Genomic DNA, 16878 nt, shown 5'->3' with positions numbered 1-16878 from the left:
GAAAAAGTCGAGAAGCCGGGAGAAAAGCGGCACCCGCCGCGGCCTGTTCGATTTTTAACGAGCGTGACCCTACCCCCAGCCCCTCCCCTCCGGGAGAGGGGTGCCAGGCGTAAAGGGGAACTTGTGGAATTGTGAGGAGTGAGTTTTCACTTTTCACAACGTTACTACTACTAGACCCCACCCCTCTCCCGGAGGGAAGGAGCCGGGGGTGGGGTCACGCTGTTCTACCCTTAGCTGCGGTGCACGCGGCCGCTGCCGGCTACGGAACTGCTCACTTGCGGATTGCCGCTCACGTATACGCTGCCCGAACCGGCGATGCGAGCGTCCAGCGTTTTGGAGGCATACACGCGGGCATTGCCCGAACCGGCAATACGCACGCCGCACGTTTCGGCGCGCAGCTTGGTGGCCTGAATGCTGCCCGAGCCACTGATGCTCACGTTGGTATCGGTGCTGACGCCCGCTACGTTTACGCTGCCGGAGCCCGAGATGGAAATATCCGTTTTGTCGGCCTGCATTTCGGGCAGTTCAATGTCGCCCGAGCCGCTAATGGATAGTGCCAACACGTGGCTTTGCACATCAGTCATGGCCTTGATGCTACCCGAACCGCTCACGGCCAGCGCGTTGATGTCGGGCATGGTGATGTAGACGGTAATTTTGCCCTGGTAGTCGCGGCCGCGGAAGTTGTTTTCTGGCTTGCGCCGAATGCGCAGGCGTTTGCCTTCGACGATAGTTTCGAGGCGTGCTATGTCTTCGGAGCTACCTTCTACCTCTATCTTTTGGGGGCTACCCTGGCGCAGTATCACGTTGGCTGAACCTCCCAACCCAATTTCAGAAAAAGCGCTTACCTGCCGCGTTTCGCGGGTATCGGCTAGCGCTGGCTGCGTCAGGAAGGCAGCAAATAAGAGCAGGCAAAGAAAGGTCAGCGTTTTCATGGGGGTACGGTTAGTGGTGAGGTATGTGTGGTAGATGCAACTACTTGCACAAGGGTTGCCCCGCTATTTTACAGCAGGTACGTATTCAACTCCAAAAGCCTATTGCACCCCGCTTTCTACCTTTCTCTACCATGTCTCTCCCTACCCTGCTGCTGCTCAATGGCGCCCTTACGGCCTATCTCACCGGCGTTATCTGGACGGTGCAGCTGGTGGTGTATCCCGCGTTTGCGGAGGTAGCGCCGGAGCGGTTTGCGGCGTTTCACCAGCGGCACTCCACCCGCATCAGTTGGGTGGTGCTGGCCCCGATGGTGGCCGAGCTGGGACTGGCCTTGTGGCTGGCGTGGCAGGGGCGGGCTACCCTAGGCGCGGCGGGTTGGGTAGGGCTGGCGCTGGTGGTAGCCATTTGGGCCGCCACGTTTTTTGTGTCGGTGCCGTTCCACAACCGGCTGGGGCAGCACGGCTATAACTACGTGACCATTGATGGGCTGGTACGCACCAACTGGCTGCGCACGGTGCTCTGGACGGTGCGGCTGGCACTGCTGGGTTGGTTGCTGATGCAGTACCTCGCCGTATAATTCAGTATGGGGTAGGCCACAAGATTTTCGTCCCACTTCCCTACCTTCCAGCGCTTAATTCACCTGCTATGGTTTTCCGCTGGATCAAGTTTGCCGTTGCTTTTGTCCTCACCATTGCCCTCACGTGGGTGCTGCATACCAGCCACGGTACTGTGCCACCGTTTGGCAAGTTTCTGAGTCCGTATGTGGGTTTTTGGCGCGAGGGCGAAACGGCGGCCGACTTTCCCAAGCGGCAGGAGCTGGCCCTACCTGCCCTGGAGCAACCAGTACAAGTGCGCTTCGACGACCAGCGCGTGGCGCACGTATTCGCCCAAAACGACCACGACCTGTACTACACCCAAGGCTACCTCACAGCCCGCGACCGGCTCTGGCAGATGGACTTTATGACCCACGTGGCGGCCGGCCGGCTGGCTGAGATTGTGGGGCCGGAGCGCCTGGAGATGGACCGCTTTTTCCGGCGCATGGGCATGGTGTACGGCGCGCAACGCTCCCTCGATTCGATGATGGTGGACCCGCGCACCCGGCTGGCCCTCACGGCCTACTCCGACGGCGTGAATGCCTACATCAACTCCCTCAATTCCAAAGAATACCCCTTCGAGTACAAGCTCCTGAACTACGCCCCCGAGCCGTGGGAACCGCTGAAAAGCGCCCTGCTACTCAAGCTGATGGCTTTCGACCTGAGCGGCCGCTCCGATGATTTGCGCCTGAGCAACGCCCTGGGCAAATACGGGCCGGAGGTAGTGAAAGACCTGTTTCCAGACTATCCGCGGCTGGAAGACCCGATTGTACCGGTAGGCTCGCCCCGCAACTTCACGCCGGTGCCGGTGCCGCCTACCCCGGCAGGGTTCGAGGCGGCTATGTCGGGGAAGGTACCGCAGCATGAGCCGGCACCGGATTTGGGCTCCAACAACTTTGCGGTGGGCGCGGGCAAGTCGGCCACGGGCTACCCTATCTTGGCCAACGACCCGCACTTGCAGCTCAACCTACCCAGCATTTGGTACCAGATGCAGCTCTCGGCGCCGGGCGTGAACGTGTACGGCGTGTCGATTCCGGGGGCGCCTACCCTGATTATTGGCTTCAACCAGGACGTGGCCTGGGGCGTGACCAACACCGGCGCCGACGTGATGGACTGGTACCAAATCAAGTTCAGAGACGCCACCAAGCGCGAATATCAATACGCCGGCCGCTGGCTGCCGGTGCGCCGGGTGGTGGAGCGCATCCAGATAAAAGGCCAGCCCGACCGCCTCGATACGGTGCTCTACACGCGCCACGGCCCCATCGTGTACGACCACGACGAGAAGCCCTTCTCATCCCAAACGCCCGTGCACCATGCCCTGCGCTGGACCGCGCACGACGGCGCCAACGAGGTGCTGACCTTCTACCTGCTCAACCGCGCCCACGCCTACCCCGACTATCTGGCGGCCCTCACGCATTACGGCTCGCCTGCCCAAAACTTCATTTTTGCCAGCAATCAGAAGGATATTGCCATCCGGCCCAATGGCCGTTTCCCGCTGAAGTGGAACGACCAGGGCAAGTTTATTCTGGATGGTACCGACTCGGCCTACGACTGGCACGGCTGGATTCCGGCCCAGCAGAACCCATTGTCGTACAACCCGAAGCGCGGGTTTGTGTCGTCGGCCAACCAGACGCCGGTGGGACCGGAGTACCCCTACTACCTGGGGTGGCAGTTTTCGCTCTGGGACCGGGGCCACCGCATCAATGAGCGGCTGGCCCGCATGCAGCGCGCTACCCCCGACAGCCTGCGCCTGTTGCAGCTCGACAATTTCGGCATCAATGCCCAACTGATGCTGCCGCGGATGCTGGCGTTGGTAGCGCCGGGCCAACTGAAACCTGCGGAGCAGCGCGTATACCAGGAGCTGCAACGCTGGAACTTCTCCTACGATGCCGACGCGCTGGGGCCGAGCATCTACGAGCTGTGGTATAATCAACTTATCAAACGAATTTGGGAGGATGATTTCGGCAAGCAAACCGGCCTGGAAATGCGCTACCCCAACCGCGACCGGACGAACACGCTCATCCTGCAACAACCCAACTCACCGTGGATCGATGACAAGCTGACGCCCGAAAAGGAGACCCTACCCGATCTGGCGCTGCAATCGTTCCGCTGGGCTACCGACTCGCTCACGCGCAAGTTTGGCCCCCTCAACGACGATTGGCACTGGGCCAACCAAAAGAGCACCGACATTCTGCACCTGGCCCAGCTCCCCGGCTTCGGGCATATGAACTTGAACGTGGGCGGCGGCGTGGGCATCGTGAATGCCATTACCGAGCGCAACGGCCCTTCGTGGCGCATGGTGGTGGCGCTGGGGCCGCAGCCCAAGGCCTACGGCCTGTTTCCGGGCGGACAGAGCGGCAACCCCGGCTCGCGCTACTATGACAACATGATTGACCCGTGGGTGCAAGGCAAGCTGCCAGAACTGGTTTTCCTGCAAAAACCCAACGAGCGCAACGAACGAATCCGCGCCGCCTGGAAACTGACAACGAAATAAGATGCTTCTCTTCCTTCTGATTCTCATCGCAGCCACCGTAGCGCAGATTTTCCTACCCTGGTGGTGCATTGTACCCGTGGCCTTTTTGCTGGCGCTGTTGGTGGGCCGCACCGGTGGCAAGGCCTTTCTGGCGGGCTTTTTCGGGGTAGGGCTGGGCTGGCTGGTGCTGGCTATCTGGCTGAATGGGCAGAATAATAGCGTGTTGGCGCATCGTGTGGCTGAGTTGCTACCCCTCAGCGGCAGCATCGCACTGCTGCTGCTCGTGACGATAATAGTAGGCGGGTTGGTAGGTGGCTTGGCCGCGCTGTCCGGCTGCTGGCTGCGGCAGGCGCTGTGGCCAATTCAGCCGCCAGTTGCACCGGTTGTTGAGATGGAGCCGAAGTAGAAGATTCCACTTATTTGTCATTCTAAATTTTCTGTGTCATTCTGAGCGGAGCGAAGGACCTTATCACGTTGAAACGAGTCGTTATTACGCTTGTCGTTCAACTGGCAAAAGGTCCTTCGCTCCGCTCAGAATGACACAGAAAATTTAGAATGACAGATGGTGAGTGAATTATTCACTCAGCGACGAAACCCACTGGTTTTCCCTACCCCACGCTTCGTTCGGGGTGTCGCTGGCCACGAACACCAGTGAGCCACCCGCCGACAGTTCTTTATGTGTGAGCCAGTTGCGGTTCAGAGGTTTGCCGTTCAGGCGGGCGCTTTGGATGTAGCGACGGGTAGGCGTGTAATTTTCTACCTGAATCGTTAGCTGCTTTTTATCCGCCACTTGCACCTTCACTTCCCGGAATAAGGGTAGGTTAAGGTAGTACACGGGCTGCCCCACGCAAGCAGGCATCAGACCGCAGGCCGTCAGTACGTACCACGCCGACATGGCGCCCGCGTCGTCGTCCATGGTGCGCAGGTAGGCTTTGGGCTGGTTCTGGTAGATGCGGCCCACGTAGGGGTCGATGCCGCGGCTGTTGTCGTTGAAGTAGTTCTGCACCACCGTATCGACGGCCAGTTGGTGCATGAGCGCCTGCGACTGCCAGGGCTGGCGGGTGGCGTTATAGAGGGTAGGCGCTTGCAGGTCGGTTTCGTTGGCGTGGTTGTAGTAATCTCCGCCGAAAAATGTATCGAGCTGCTGACGGAATTCTGCCTCGCCGCCTACCATCTCTTGTAAGCCTTTGATGTCGTAGGGCACGTTCCAGCGGTATTGCCAGATGGTGCCCTGGTACATGCCGCGGGCGGGTAGGCGGTCCACGTCGGAGCGGGTCATATCCAGGAAATCCTTCTTCCAATACTCTTTGTATTCCAGGGCTTTGCGTCGATACTGCGCACTCAGGGTTTTGTCTTTCAGAATGCCCAGCAGCTCGCTCAGTGCCCACGCGTCGTACGACGACTCCAGCGCCTTATCGGGATGGGAGTAGTCGAGGCGGTTGACTTCCCGGATTAGTGAGTCGCGGATGCCGCGCAGGTCTACCCGGTAGCCTTTGCGCACGGCGTCGAGTAGCACCACAATGGCGTGCTCCGTACGCACGGTGGGCGAGGGCTCGTGCTGGGTAGCAAAGTCCTTCTTGCCGTAGCGATACAAGCCCGCCAACGATGTGGCTACGTCCTGAAACTCGGTGGGGTAGGCCAGCGAAAACAGCGGCAGCTGGGTGTGGTAGTTGTCCCAGATAGCCCACCCGTTATACACCGGCCGCTTCGATTTCTGCACCGAACCATCGGTGGCCCGGTAGCGCCCATCCGCCTCCGACACCACGTACGGCGACTGCAACGTGCGGTAGAGCAGCGAGTAAAACAGCTTTTCGCGGTCGGCATCGCCTTGCACCTGCACGCGGGTGAGCAGCGCGTTCCAAGCCTGACTGGCCGCGCGGCGCACTTCCGCCAACGAAGCTCTTGCCTGCCCTTGCACCGTGGCACGGGCATCATCCGCACTCACGGACGAGAAGGCCACGCGCACCTCTACGTCGGCGGTGCCGTTGGGTAGGCGAGCTACTATTTTGTGCTCACCTGCTGTTTCCCATTGCACGGGTTGGTTGATTTCGAGGAAGTAGTAAAGCCGGTATTTGCCCGCGCTACAGGTGGTACCGGCTTCAATCCAACCCGTAAGGGTAGTGTTTTGCGTCGTGTGTTCCTCTTGCTTGAAACCGTTGGCGAAGGAATGGCTCAGGTTGAAGAACAACCCCGACGCGGCCCCGCTTGGAAAATGGTAGCGGTGCAGCCCGAAGCGCTGCCCTACCGTTAGCTCAGCCCCTACCCCGTTGGCAAACGTGACGCTGTAGTAGCCCGGCTCGGCGTGCTCAGTCTTTTTCAGGAGTTGCGTTTGCGCCGGGTCACTCCCCAGAAATGGTTTCACCAGCAGATTGCCGCCCGCGCCCTGGCACCCTACCCCCTCGAACCGCGTGTGCGTGAAGCCCAGAAAGGTGCGGGCCAAGTGCTCATAGCCGGTATGCAGGTTAGGGTAGGTCTGCGGCCCCAGGCTCAGCATGGAAAATGGGTAGGACGCGGCGGGCGACATCTGACCATGGTCGCCGGATGAACCCAGAAAAACGTTGACCTGCTCGGTAGGCGACGTTTGGGCCAGCGCTGGCAGAGAGCAAAGCGCGAAAAAGAGCCAGAATAAGTGCTTCATGCGGAAAAATTACGCGATACAGGGTTATCTACTAGTTGCCAGCTTTATGGATCGAGCGGGTCGAACGGGTTGGGTTGGCGGGCCTCGGGCACCGGCAGGTAGCTGTTTTCTGTATCGGAGAGGCGTTGTAGGTCGCGGTAGGGCACGTAGCCCAGCTCGCGGCGGCAGCGCTCGGCCATGTTCAGGATGTAGCGGCTCTGGCTGGCGTCGGTAACGGTCAGCACGGGCTTATCCGTGGGGAAGCCAAAGGCATAGAGCATCCGGCTAACGTTGCGCAGATTGGTGGTGGTGTGGCGGGCGTGGGGCTCAATGAACACTGCCGCATCGGGCAGCCCCAGCGTTCCGACCATGTATTTCTTCATCTCCACGGCCTCGCAGAAGGGCGTCTTGTTGGGGTGCACGTGCCCGCCCGACACCACCACAAACGGCGCCTGTCCCGCCCGGTAGCGCGCCGCCGCCATGCGGCAACGTAGCGCACTCATCGAGTCCAGTGCCACGCCGGGCTGCTCGGGTCCCATGCCCGGCACCAAGATCATGGTATAGGGGAAACGCGCCCACTCGGTGCCGGCCACGGCGGCGCTGGGAGCCGCATTAAGGCCCGCGCCAAGCGGCTCGTAGCGGGCGGCTTCGTCGCGGCCGTTCAGACGCAGTGCGGCCAAGGTAGCGTGTAGGGGCACCTCATAGAACGTAGCGGGCTGGCGGCGTTTCCGTAACGGCAATAGCTGTTGCTGTAGCGCCTGGGCAAACGCAGCATCCTGGCGCGGAAAGCTAATGGAGTCGATGACGGGGTAGCGCGGGCGCATGCTGGCCACGTACACTTGCAACGTGCGGTTGAGGCCCTGCACAGCATCTTGCCAGGCCAGGCGCAAGGTGGTCGTATCGGGTTGAGCAGCGTAGAGTGGGTAGCCTCCGCCTGAACCAAGCAACGGCTGCACCGCCACTTTAAACGCCTTGTCGGCCACATACAACCGCTGTAGCTCCTGCCCGATAGCGCGAATCTCCCGTGGCTGCCACACCAGCGAATCGACGTAGCGCTGCACGTTGGCGGGGCGCGCCGCGAGCAACGGGTAGCTGCGTTGGGCCTGCCGTTGCGCTACGCGTTGCAACACCTTATCGGCCTGTACTATTTTTCGCAGGGCTGGCTTTGCCTCCAGTAAGGCCAGCAGCGGGTAGGTTTTCGCCACCAACACCGAGTCGGTGCGTTGGGCCGGCGGTGGTGCCTGGGCGTAGCCGAAACGGCTGAGTAGCACCAACAGTAGAAAGGCAGAAGGTAGTCGCCACATCATCAAGAACTGTTTTTACGTTGTGTATTACACCTTTCCTTTAAGCGAAAACGTCATGCAGAAAGCTTCCCTGCATGACGTTTTCGCTTAGCGGCTGTTTGCGTTAACTAGCGTCTGGTCGTTCGCACTACCAGACCGACTTTCGTTCAACGACAAGACGCAAGTATGCGTCTCTACATCGTTCACTGGGTAACACAAACGGCTTAAAAGTAAAGAGGCTTAGTTATACCCTGGGTTCTGCGTCAATTGCCCTTTGCTCAGGTTGATTTGCGACTGCGGAATGGGCCAGTACTCGTGCGTGCCTTTTATGAAGCGCGCCGTGGACATAAACGTGCGGCGGCTTTTCTCGCGGTTGAAGTGGTCGTTCATCACCTCGTCGGCAATGCCCCAGCGCACTAGGTCGAAGAAGCGGTGGCCTTCCAGCGCCAGCTCCAGGCGGCGCTCGGTGCGTACGGCCTGGCGGGCAATGGCCGGGTCGGTCCAGGGAGTGGTGTACTCGGCCACATTGTAGGTAGCGGCGGGCGTGCCGTTGGCGCTCAGCACCTTATCGTTGTTGGCTCGCCGCCGAATCTGGTTCACAATGGCGCGGGCGCCCTCCAGGTTGCCGGTTTCCACCTGGGCTTCGGCCTTCAGCAGCAGCACATCGGCCAGCCGGATGATGTCGTAGTTCAGGGCACTCACCCACGGAAACTGGTTGAGGTAGAACGTGGAGCGGGAACTCACCATGCGCTTCTTGAAGCTGAACACCCCGTAGGTACCAGCGTCGCGGGCCCAGCTGGCAGCATACGGCGCCAGGTCCAGAAACTGAATGCCGGGCCGGGCCACCGCGTGGTCGAGGCGTGGGTCTACGGAGTCAGCAGCGCCCACGTCCGACTTATCGGTTTGGGGTAGGCCGGCGGCGGTGGTTTTGTAGGCATTCACCAGGTCCTGGCTCGGCATATCGAAGCCGTACACGGGGTAGTAAGGGCCGCCGGGGTTCAGCAGGCGCTCATCCAGGCTGCCCCGGAAGTTGCTGGGCGTACCGTCGCGGATGGAGCGCTCGATGGCAAACAGGCTCTCCGGGCCGTGCTCTTTGGTGGGGTCGAAGTTGTCGTGGTAGTTGTCGTTGAGGCGGTAGAGGCCCGAGGCCAGCACCGCATCAGCGGCGGCAATCACCTTGGGGTAGTCCTTGGTGTAGGCGTAGAGCTTGGCCAGGTAGGCCGTAGCGGCGCCCTTGCTCACGCGGCCCAGGTCGGTTTGTTTGGCGGGCAGGTTGGTTTGGGCCAGCAGGAAGTCGTTTTCGATGTTCTTCCACAGCTGCGCGTCCGAGAGGTTGTTCGGAATGTCGTATTCCGTAATATCCCGCGCCGTTTCGTCCACCCACGGTATGCGGTTGTAGATCTTTTTCAGATCGAAGTAGTAGTGCCCGCGCAGCAGGTGCAGCTCACCCAGCCGAATCTTTTTCAAGTCTTCGCTCATGCCCGCAAACCCATCCACGGCCCGAATGGCGCGGTTGGCGCGGGCAATGCCCTCGTAGCAGGCGCGCCACTTGCGCTCCACATCAATGATGTTGGAGTTCGTGAGGAAAATCTCCATCAGGTGCATGCCGTTCTGGTCGCCTACCCCGCCGCCGCCTTTGTAGGCGTCGTCCGACACCACATCGCCAAACGTCCAGTTGGTACCGGGCGAGTTGAAGGCGTTGTTAGCGTCGTCAATTTGTCCGCCCAGCGGCGCGTAGGCGGCCGTAATAAGGGCCTCTACTGCGGCCAAGTTATTCAGGTCCGTGGAGGAAAGGCTGGCGCGGGGCTGTTCGTCCAGGAAATCTTTATTGCAGCTAGCCAGCGACGTTGCCAGAGCCAGCAGGAGTACTTTATTTTTCATGACAAAGAGAAGGAGCGTGGAAGGTTAGAACCGGGCGTTGATGCCGAACAGCACCGCGCGGGGCTGCGGGTAGTAGCCACGGTCCACGTTCTGGTCGAGGTTGCGGTCCACGGCGCTGTAGTTTTGCAGGTTCACCTCGGGGTCCATGCCCGTGTAGTTGGTGATGGTGAAGAGGTTCTGCGCCTGCACGTACACCCGCACGCTGCTGGCCCGAATGGCCGAGGTCCAGGCCACCGGAATGGTGTAGCCCAGCTGAATGTTTTTCAGGCGAGCGTAGGAGCCATTTTCAACGAAGTAGGTAGACGGCCGCAGCTCGTCGTTGGAGTTGGTTTTGCTGAGCTGGGGCAGCGAAGCACCGGGGTTCTCGGGCGTCCAGGAGTCCAGAATGCGCGTGTTTTTGTTGAAGGGGTCGAAGGCAAAATCAGTGTTGTACTTGCTGAAGTTGTAAATATCGATGCCCTGCACGCCCTGGATGAACAAGCTCAGATCGAGGTTCTTGTAGGCGGCGTTGAAGTTGATGCCGTAGGTTAAATCAGGCTGAGGCTTGCCAATCTGCTGCTGGTCCTGCTCGTTCACGGTGCCGTCGCCGTTCAAATCCTGGTAGCGCCAACGGCCAATGCCTTTGCCGCGCTGGGCCGGCGCCGCGTCAACCTCGGCCTGGTTCTGGAAGATGCCATCCACTACGTAACCATAGAAATACGCCACCGGCTTGCCTACCTCCGTGCGCGAGAGCGACAGGCCCCGCGTGAGGTTGTTGCTCACGTAGCCCGGAATAAAGGAGTTGCCCTCGCCCAGCGACAGCACCTTGTTGCGGATCACCGACCCGTTGGCCGATACGCCCCAAGTGAAATCCTTGGCGGCGTCGCTCTGGTAGCTGGCCTGAAACTCCAGGCCGCGGTTGCGAATGCGGCCGGCGTTTTCGTACGGCACCAGCACCTCGCCCGCCAGGGCCGGACGTGGCACCCGCACCAGCACGTCTTTGGTCACTTTATCGAAGAAATCGACACTGAAGTTCAAGCGGTTGCGCAGCACCCCGAAGTCCAGCCCGATATCGGTTTGAGTGGAGGTTTCCCACTTCAGGTTGGGGTTGCCAATGGCGCGGGCCGCGTAGCCGGTTTGCACCGTACCGTTGCTCCCCGTGATGGGGTAGTTGGTGTTGGTCGGGCTGATGCCGTAGATATCGAAGGCCGGGTAGTTACCGATTTCCTGGTTGCCGCTCTGCCCCCACGAGGCGCGCAGCTTCAGGTTGCTCAGCCAGTTCACCTCCTTAAAGAACGTCTCCTCCGACAAGCGCCAGCCCGCCGAGAAAGCCGGGAACACGGCGTAGCGGTTGTTACTGGGGAAGCGGCTGGAGCCGTCGCGGCGCACCGAGGCCGAGGCCAAGTACTTGCTGGCAAAGTTGTAGTCGAGGCGGCCGAACTGCGAGAACAGGGCCCAGGCCGAGCCGGTACCGCTGTTGGTTTGCAGGCCCTGGCCCGCATCGAGGTAGCGGAAGTTGGGGTCGCTGATCAGGAAGTTTTCCCGGTAGGCCGCAAAGCCTTCGTTGGTGTTCCGAATGGCTTCCGTACCCACCACCACGGCCAGGTTATGCTTACCAAAGTCGCGGCTGTAGCGCGCAGTGTTGGTCCACGTCCAGTTAATGGTGTAGGCGTTGTTGACGTTCAGGTTGGAAATGGGGTTGTTGGCGATGCCCTCGGTGTAGCTCGGCGAAAAGCCCCGAAAGTTGCTCGACAGGTAGTCAATACCGATGGACGAGCGAACGAACAGGTTATCGAGCACTTCCAGCTCGGCGTAGGCGTTGCCCAGGGCGCGCAGGTTGCGGGAGGCGTTGTCGCGGTTGTTGTAGAGGGCGCGTAGCGGGTTGCCGGCGTCGCCCAGGCCCGCAGCCGGACCGGCAAAGTTGCCGTTCTCGTCGCGCACGGGCACAATGGAGGGTAGGCGGTAGGCGTCGTAGATGATGCCGCCGTTCACGGCGTTGGAACCCGCCTGCACCGAGCGGGCGTAGCTGGCCGTGAAGTTCTCGCCTACCTTCAGCCGCTTCAGCACCGTGTATTCGGTATTCACGCGCAGCGACACGCGCTTGAAACCCGTGTAATCCAGGATACCATCTTGCCCGAAGTAGGTGAGGTTGATGGCGTGCCGGCTGGTTTCGCTCCCGCCCGACAAGCCCAGCGAGTAGTTCTGGATAGGCGCCGTGCGGAAAATGGTTTTAAACCAGTTGGTGCCGGCCACGTTGGCCCGCACATCGGGGTTGCGCTGCAAAAACTCGGGTAGCACAGGTTGCGCGCCGTTGCCGTACTGCGGGTGGCTGGGCGTCTGGCCGCTGTTGCGCTGGGCATCGAACTCCACCTGCGCCAGCTGGGTAGGCGACACCATGTCGGGCAGGTTGTACACCGATTGTAGCCCGTAGTAGGAGTCGAAGCTCAGCTGCGTCTTGCCCGATTTGCCCTGCCGGGTGGTGATGACCACTACCCCGTTGGAAGCCCGCGCCCCGTAGATGGCCGTGGAAGACGCATCCTTCAGCACCTGCATCGACTCAATGTCGTTGGGGTTCAACTGATTGATACCGTTCTTCGTAGGCACTCCATCAATAATATACAGCGGGTCGCTGTCGCCGAGCGTGCCCAGGCCGCGCACCCGCACCACGGCGCCACCACCGGGCGCGCCATCGGTGCTCACCTGCACGCCTGCCACCTGGCCTTGCAGCAGTTTCTCGGGGCTGGCTACCGGGAAGTTCTTCACCCGATCCAGCGGCAGCACACCCACGGCGCCGGTTACGTCTTTCGCCTCCTGCGTGGTGTAGCCCACCACCACTACCTGATCTAGCGCGGTGGTGCTTTCGCGCATCGTTACGGCCAGGGTAGTCTGGTTGCCTACCTGCACCTCCTGGTTTTCGTAGCCAATGAAGGAGAACACCAGCGTGGGCTGCCCTACCTCGTCGGGAATGCTGAGCTGAAAGTTACCCGCGGCATCCGTTACGGTGCCTTGCGCGGTGCCTTTCAGGGAGATGGATACGCCCGGCAAAGCTTGCCCGTTGGTGTCCTTCACCTGTCCTTGAATAGTGCGGGCCAACACGGTTGCGGGGCGCACGGCATGCGTGGCGGGGAGCAGGACGGGTTTGGCCGTAGCGAGTGTGGTCCAGCTTAGCGCCAGCGCTACCCCGGTCAGGTAGTAGGGTCGGCGGTAGCCGGAACGTTTGGGTAGGGAGTGTTGCATGCAGGGAAAGGGTTTTGGTGGTGGAAGAAAGCAGCTGCGCAACCTCTAGGAAAGCGGGCACCTACCTATAGGTGCGTATCCGGCAACAGGCTGCGAATAGCAGCGATAAGTTGCACGATTATTCCCAGTAAGTGCGCCGCCGATTTGGTTGCTGGTTGGTTGCCACGTGTTGGCCACTACCGCGCTACTGGCTGTAGACAACCCGCTCTTGCGTGTTCACTTTGTCTCTACAGCTGCCTGGATTGGCTATTGGCGGCACAAAAGAAGCCCGTCTGGTTTTCGTTATTGTTCCCGGCATGTTACCAAACTGTTGCCATGACCTGTAGCCGTAGCCTTCTCTCTATCACGCATGCATCAAGAAACTGTACAACTATTTGATAATCAAATCCTATATTGTTACTTGCCGCTCCACTTTCTTTCGCCCGCATGAAGCAGAAAATACTAGCCTTCCTCCTGTTTCTGCCCGGCCTTGGCTACCATGCGGCCGCCCAAACCGGCTGCACCGATGCGCGGGCCACCAATTTTGCCCCCTCGGCCACTAGCAACGATGGTTCCTGCCGCTACCCGGCCACCACTGCGGCCCTACCCATTCGGGCCGCCCTACCCTTGGAGGTGCACGAAACCTCCGGCTTGATCTACACCAACCAGCAGCTCTGGACGCTCAACGACAGCGGCAACGAGCCTGTGCTGTATCGCCTCGACCCCGCTACCGGCGAGGTGCGGCAGCGCGTACGCATCAGCAACTTTGCGAATGTGGACTGGGAGGACCTGACCGCCGATGACCGGTACCTGTACATCGGCGACTTTGGCAACAACGCTGGCAACCGGCGCGATTTGCGCGTTTTGCGCGTCCCGAAAGCGGCCATTGGCACCGCGCCCGACATAACTGTGTCTGCGGAGGCCATTGCATTTTCCTACCCCCAGCAGACCAACTTTCAGCCTCCTGTCAATCAGCACAATTTCGATGCGGAGGCGTTTTTCGTCGCCAACGACTCCTTGCATATTTTCACGAAGAACTGGGCCGATCAGCAAACCAGCTACTACACCGTGCCGGCCACGCCGGGCACCTACGCGGCCCGATACCGTGCCACGCTCAACGTAAACGGCCTCGTGACCGGGGCCGCGCTCAATGCCGCAGGTACGGAGGCCGCGCTATTGGGCTACACCGCCACGGGTGCTACGTTTGCGTGGCTGCTGTTTGATTTCCCAACGGGTCGCGTGCTGCAAGGCAACAAGCGCCGTATCGACCTTCCCTCGGCGCTGCTGGTAGGACAGGTAGAAGCCCTTACGTTCACCGACCGCTACTCGGTGCTGGTGTCCAACGAGCGCCTCGCTACGTCTTTTCTCACGGTGCCACCCCGCCTGTATTCGCTGGCGCTAGGCGAGTGGCTGGCGCCGGTGGCTACCACCAGCAGCCAGCAGGCCGGAGCGGCCCGCTTTGCGCTGTACCCTAACCCGGCACGCCACGTGCTGCGCGTGCAAACACTGGCGCCTACCCCCGAAGACAGTCAGCTGACCGTGCACGACTCCAGCGGACGCCTTGTGCTCACAGCTCAACTGCACGCCCGCAACCAGTCCCACGAGTTGAACCTTGCGCACCTGGCACCCGGTCTGTATGCTGTGCGTATCACCTCCGCGCACGCCACCTACTCGCAAACGTTGCTGATTGAGTAAGCAGCGTTGCGTCCTGTTTACACACCATAAGTGCATAGCAGGCTTCAGGTAAAAAAGAAACCCCCACCTTCTCAACACAGCTCACCTTTTCTGCTGCTCTCTGATTTAGTGTTCTGGGAGAGTTGACGGTTGCAAGCGGTCTGCTTGTAGTTGTTGGTAGAGCAGCTTGGCAGCGGCTTCGAGCAGTGGTTGGTCGGTGGTGCGCTCCTGGCAGCGCTGCATATCGTAGTGGCACAGCGTACCAAAAGGCTGGCCCTGAGCATCGCGCACGAGCACTCCGCAATAGGAAATGACGGGCGTATCGATCAGGCCCAACACATGTGAGTCAATGGTAGCATCTGTTATTTCCAAAGGCGCCTGCTGCCGCCCTACCAGGGAACAGTACGTAACGGCCATGGGCACATCGTCGCCTCGCCGCATGGCAGGTTGGTAGCGGTCGAACAAGGCCTCGTTGCGCAATACCTCCCCATCGAACCGAAATAGACCCGTGTAGCGGTGCGGGGTCCGACTGTTGAGGTACTCCAACGCCGCATGTAGGCCCTGCTGCTGCATCACTTGCCCGAATACGCTGATTTCGTCCCGCATAGAATTTAGTGGTCAAAGGATACTACGTGTAAAGGTACGGTTTGCCTCTCCGAAGGCAGCGTTATATTAGGTTTGCCCCCTGAGCACAACCGTTTTTGCACCCTTGGCATCGACGGATCCGGAGGCAGGCATTTTCAACTTTTACCACGATGCCATTCAGTCCGGCCAGCTGGAGCTGTGCCAGAAACTGCATTAGACGGCTTAGATGGTTGTCGCCTACTGGTCGGACGCCCTACAGCGTCCGACCAGTAGGCGACGTGAATGGTGGCTTCATCCGCTACACACTAATACTGCGCAATGAACGCGTAGGCGGACAGCGTGTACACCGCCGCGGCCGTGAAGTGGTTGCCGCCTTCGATGGGGTGTAGCTCCACCTGGGTAGCCCCGCGGGCGCGCATGGCTTTGTAGGCATCTTCAGAGTTGAAGAAGGGCACGTAGTCGTCGGCGGTGCCGTGGAAGAGGGCGACGGGCGCGGTGGGCTTCCAGTCGTAGATGTCGTTGTCGGTGAGGGTAGCAGACAGGGGCGCGTCGGTGCCGTTCAGTACCGCGTCACGGAAAGTAGTCGAGAACAGCTGGCTGGGCAGTTGCGGCACAGCGCTAAACTGATTGGCCTTTAACTGCGCGGCATATGGTGCTTTGTAGTAGTAGTCGAATGGCCGGTTCAGCTTATACACCCGGTCGTAGGTGCTCAGCACCCACACGTAGGTACTCAGAAAGTTCAACGGCTGGTCGCTGCTGAGGATATAGCGCGCAAAGGCCGATTTGTGGTAGGCGCCCGCGCCGGGGGCGCTGGCCGTCACGGTAAACTCCTGGCTATTTTTCTCCTCGATGAGCTTGTGCAAGGCCATGGTCGCAAAACCACCCTCGGAGTAGCCTACCAGAAAGTTCTTGTCGTTGCGCTGGATTTTCTGCTGGGCGCAGAACTCCCGCGCCGCCCGCAGCATATCCAACGACGAGGATGCCAGCGAGGCCGCGTGCTCGTAGGGATGCGGCAGATTTTTGGACGCACCGTAGCCAATATAATCCGGGGCCGCTACAATGTAGCCCGTGGAGGCCAGCACCGACACTGCCGAATACACTTCGCTGCTCTGGCTATAATAAGAGGGTGCCCGGTTCTCATCGGCGGGGCGCAGGGTGCCGTGCTGGTAGCTGAGGAGCGGCAAGGCCACAGGCGCTGTAGGCACTAGCAGCGCCCCGGAGGCCGTCACGGTCTGGCCGTCGGTGTTTTGGGTGGTGTAGGTGAGCCGGTATACTTTGATAGGATACTTGGCCAGCGCCCCCACCAGCGGCACCTGCGACACGCGGCCGGCCAACGCCTGGGCGCTGTACTCGCCAATGAGCTTGCTGCCCACTAAATGGGTAGCGGCCACCGGAGCCTCGGGGGTTTCGGTGGAGGTGGTAGGGGTAGGCGAATCGGAATTGCAACTGACGGCCGTACCAGCGCCCAGGGCAATACCCAGGAAACCAGTCAGCCACGCAAATCGGGTAGCAAGCTTAGGAAAACGCACGATACAGAATAGAATGAATTGAAGGTCTTTGTATAACACTGCGGCGCCCAAAAGATTCGATTTCGTAGTGGTAAGTCAGAACCACGGATTTGCTCGGATTTTTCGGATGACACGGATT

Annotated in this window: 11 protein-coding genes; 4 read left to right on the top strand and 7 right to left on the bottom strand. The window is 60.3% G+C overall.

The features are described 5' to 3' along the window. Positions 1 to 230: 230 nt before the first annotated feature. Positions 231 to 932: a head GIN domain-containing protein gene (locus KYK14_RS18600; protein WP_219160923.1), complete on the bottom strand. Its 702-nt coding sequence runs from the start codon at positions 930 to 932 to the stop codon at positions 231 to 233. 131 nt (positions 933 to 1063) lie between these two features. Between KYK14_RS18600 and KYK14_RS18595 the strand changes: the two genes are divergently transcribed. The 3 genes from KYK14_RS18595 (at position 1064) to KYK14_RS18585 (ending at position 4402) form a co-directional block, all read left to right on the top strand. Continuing rightward, the gene (locus KYK14_RS18595; protein WP_219160921.1) at positions 1064 to 1507 is read left to right on the top strand and encodes a hypothetical protein; all 444 of its coding nucleotides are present in this window, start codon (positions 1064 to 1066) and stop codon (positions 1505 to 1507) included. Between the two features lie 68 nt (positions 1508 to 1575). Continuing rightward, positions 1576 to 4017: a penicillin acylase family protein gene (locus KYK14_RS18590; RefSeq protein WP_219160919.1), complete on the top strand. Its 2442-nt coding sequence runs from the start codon at positions 1576 to 1578 to the stop codon at positions 4015 to 4017. A 1-nt stretch (position 4018) separates the two neighbouring features. After that, entirely contained in the window at positions 4019 to 4402 is a 384-nt protein-coding gene (locus tag KYK14_RS18585) for a hypothetical protein (RefSeq protein ID WP_185282177.1), read from the top strand. Between the two features lie 168 nt (positions 4403 to 4570). On the opposite strand, the gene KYK14_RS18580 is transcribed toward KYK14_RS18585, so the two are convergent. From KYK14_RS18580 to KYK14_RS18565, 4 genes are all read right to left on the bottom strand, one after another. Continuing rightward, positions 4571 to 6634, bottom strand: a complete 2064-nt coding sequence (locus tag KYK14_RS18580) for a glycoside hydrolase domain-containing protein (protein ID WP_185282176.1) — start codon at positions 6632 to 6634, stop codon at positions 4571 to 4573. 44 nt (positions 6635 to 6678) lie between these two features. Beyond that, positions 6679 to 7920: a YdcF family protein gene (locus tag KYK14_RS18575; RefSeq protein ID WP_185282175.1), complete on the bottom strand. Its 1242-nt coding sequence runs from the start codon at positions 7918 to 7920 to the stop codon at positions 6679 to 6681. Between the two features lie 216 nt (positions 7921 to 8136). Continuing rightward, positions 8137 to 9777: a RagB/SusD family nutrient uptake outer membrane protein gene (locus KYK14_RS18570; protein ID WP_219160917.1), complete on the bottom strand. Its 1641-nt coding sequence runs from the start codon at positions 9775 to 9777 to the stop codon at positions 8137 to 8139. Between the two features lie 24 nt (positions 9778 to 9801). After that, on the bottom strand, positions 9802 to 12993 hold the full coding sequence (locus KYK14_RS18565) for a SusC/RagA family TonB-linked outer membrane protein (protein WP_219160916.1): 3192 nt from the start codon (positions 12991 to 12993) through the stop codon (positions 9802 to 9804). 426 nt (positions 12994 to 13419) lie between these two features. Between KYK14_RS18565 and KYK14_RS18560 the strand changes: the two genes are divergently transcribed. Beyond that, positions 13420 to 14667: a T9SS type A sorting domain-containing protein gene (locus KYK14_RS18560; RefSeq protein WP_219160914.1), complete on the top strand. Its 1248-nt coding sequence runs from the start codon at positions 13420 to 13422 to the stop codon at positions 14665 to 14667. A 105-nt stretch (positions 14668 to 14772) separates the two neighbouring features. Here KYK14_RS18560 and KYK14_RS18555 read toward each other — a convergent pair whose 3' ends face one another. Both KYK14_RS18555 and KYK14_RS18550 read right to left on the bottom strand, forming a co-directional pair. After that, positions 14773 to 15252: a GAF domain-containing protein gene (locus KYK14_RS18555; protein ID WP_219160912.1), complete on the bottom strand. Its 480-nt coding sequence runs from the start codon at positions 15250 to 15252 to the stop codon at positions 14773 to 14775. 284 nt (positions 15253 to 15536) lie between these two features. Next, entirely contained in the window at positions 15537 to 16760 is a 1224-nt protein-coding gene (locus tag KYK14_RS18550; protein ID WP_343217137.1) for an alpha/beta hydrolase family protein, read from the bottom strand. Between the last annotated feature and the right edge of the window lie 118 nt (positions 16761 to 16878).

It is taken from the genome of Hymenobacter profundi, from assembly GCF_019334315.1.
Taxonomy (GTDB): Bacteria; Bacteroidota; Bacteroidia; order Cytophagales; family Hymenobacteraceae; genus Hymenobacter; species Hymenobacter profundi.
The sequence above is the reverse complement of the archived record's forward strand: the minus strand, read 5'-3'. Positions and strand labels throughout refer to the sequence as shown.